Source organism: Rhodococcus sp. YH1 (assembly GCF_009939605.1).
GTDB classification, from domain to species: domain Bacteria; phylum Actinomycetota; class Actinomycetes; order Mycobacteriales; family Mycobacteriaceae; genus Rhodococcus; species Rhodococcus aetherivorans.
Map to the genome: position 1 here is coordinate 1 of NZ_WVTE01000178.1, position 2,131 is coordinate 2,131.

The 2,131-nt window shown below is 71.0% G+C and carries 2 protein-coding genes; one reads left to right on the plus strand and one right to left on the minus strand.

Features of this window, described 5'->3' with window-relative positions:
* On the minus strand, nucleotides 1–1,110 hold a 1,110-nt coding region (locus tag AIIKEEIJ_RS14070; RefSeq protein ID WP_161995910.1), incomplete at its 3' end, for an amino acid permease.
* A 240-nt stretch (nucleotides 1,111–1,350) separates the two neighbouring features.
* Here AIIKEEIJ_RS14070 and AIIKEEIJ_RS14075 point away from each other — a divergent pair.
* Nucleotides 1,351–2,131 (plus strand): FAD-dependent oxidoreductase (locus tag AIIKEEIJ_RS14075; protein ID WP_161995911.1); only part of this gene is annotated, 781 nt, incomplete at its 3' end.

Below are 2,131 nucleotides of genomic sequence, written 5' to 3' on the forward strand. Positions count from 1 at the left end.
CGCGTGCTGAAGCCCCGCGACGAGATGCGGAGCCCCGGCCTTGGCGACGGCGATCGTGAGCGCCACCAGTCCAGCCGCGGCGACGGCGCGGTACGGCGTGCGGTACACCCGGTGCACCGCGGCCAGGGGCCGGGGGAGCACCCGCTCGATCCCCATCGTGTACCCCAGTCGCGAAACCGCGTTGACCGATGCCATCGAGGACGCCAGCCACGAGCAGGTCAATCCGAGATGCAGCGCCACGACGACGACGACCGGCACGCCGGAGTCGGTGCCGTGGCGATACGCGTCGATCACCGTCCCGCCGCGGCCACCCCAGACCGCCAGGGCCGCGAGGACGCAGAGCGTCCCGCAGATCACCGGTGTCCAGAGCACGGTGCGGGTGACCGTCACCAACGGTCGGCGGGCCTCGGGTGCCAGGAAGGTGGCGCTCTCGAATCCGGCGAGCGCGAACACGGCGGTGAGCGCCAGGACCACGAGTTCGCCGGCGCCGCCGCCGGGGGGTTCCGCGACCGGTGTGGGCACGGCCGGCACGAGGAACAGCGTGAGGATGAACGCGAGCGAGCACGCCTCCACCAGCAGGATCGCGTGGACCGCGAATCTGATCCCGCGGACCACGCACGCGCCGATCACGCAGGCCAGCACGAGATACAACGGCAGTGCGGGAACGGAGACGCCGGCCCCGTGGGCGACCGCCAGGATCGACTGCCCCCCGTGGTAGAGGGTGAGCCCGGCACTGCCGAGGTACTTCACCGCCAGCGCGGCACCACCGCCGAGCGCGGCGCGCGGGCCGAGTCCCTGCGCGACGAACGTGTACGGGCCGCCGGCGGCGGCGAGGCGGCGGGTGAAGGCCGCGAAGCATCCGGCCACCGCGCCCAGCAGGACCGTCGTCGCCGCCACGGTGAGCAGGCCTGCGAGCATCGACTGCCCGGCCACGATCGCGGTCGTCAGGACGACCATCGACGCGGCGGGCGCCGTGGTGGCGACCGACTGCGCGAGGACCTCGATGCCGGACAGCCGGCGCCGCCCGAGGGCTCGTAGCGGCGACAAGGCCGGTCGTTCCGGCTCACGCGCCGTGAAGGACAGCGTGATCGCGTCGGAGAGTGCGGACATGGCACGCGAAGCTATCGGCCCGGTGTTTCCGGTCTGTTTCCGGGGGACGTCGAACGGGCGCACCGGGATCGAGAATTCGGGTCCGCGGCGGACCGTCGTTCTCGAGCGCCGGTCCGCAAGACGTTGCGCGTGCGAGACATCCCCGCATCCCGCTCTTCCCACCATAGGTGCCGAGCCGATCGGGACGGTCGGTGTTGCACGATGGGAGCAGTCACTGTGGCAGTTACACGTAGGTCTTTCATGAAGGGACTCGGCGTCACGGGCGGCGCCGGCCTGATGTACGGCGCGATGTCCACGATCGGCCTCGCGCCCGCAACGGCGTCGACGCCGGCTTTCCGGGCGCCGGCGCGCAGCGACCTGATCGGCCGGGTGGACGGCCATCATTCGGTCGTCGTCCTCGGCGGCGGCCCGGCCGGATTGTGCGCCGCCTACGAATTGGGGAAGGCCGGGTACGACGTCACGGTGCTGGAGGCTCGGCGTCGGCCCGGTGGCCGGGTCTGGTCCGTGCGCGCCGGAACGGAGGAGACGGACCTGAACGGCGAGAAGCAGGTCTGCACCTTCGCCGACGGGCACTACTTCAACCTCGGTGCCACCCGCATCCCGCAGAGCCACGTGACGATGGACTACTGCCGCGAACTGGGGGTGGAACTGCAGGCGTTCGGCAACCAGAACGCCAACACCTTCGTGCACTACTCGAGCGACACGGCGTTGTCCGACCGGTCCATCACGTATCGGGCGGCGAAGGCCGACACGTACGGGTACATGTCGGAGCTGTTGCAGAAGGCGGCCTCCCGCGGCGCACTCGACGACGTGCTCACCCAGGCCGACAAGGACGCGCTGTCCGAGTTCCTCAGCGACTTCGGCGACCTGTCCGGCGACGGACGATACGTCGGGTCGACCCGCCGCGGGTACACCTCCGAGCCCGGCGCCGGTCTGGACTTCGGCACGCACGAGCCGCCCTTCGCGATGACGGACGTGATCCGCGGCGGCATCGGCCGCAACTTCAGCTTCGACTTCGGCT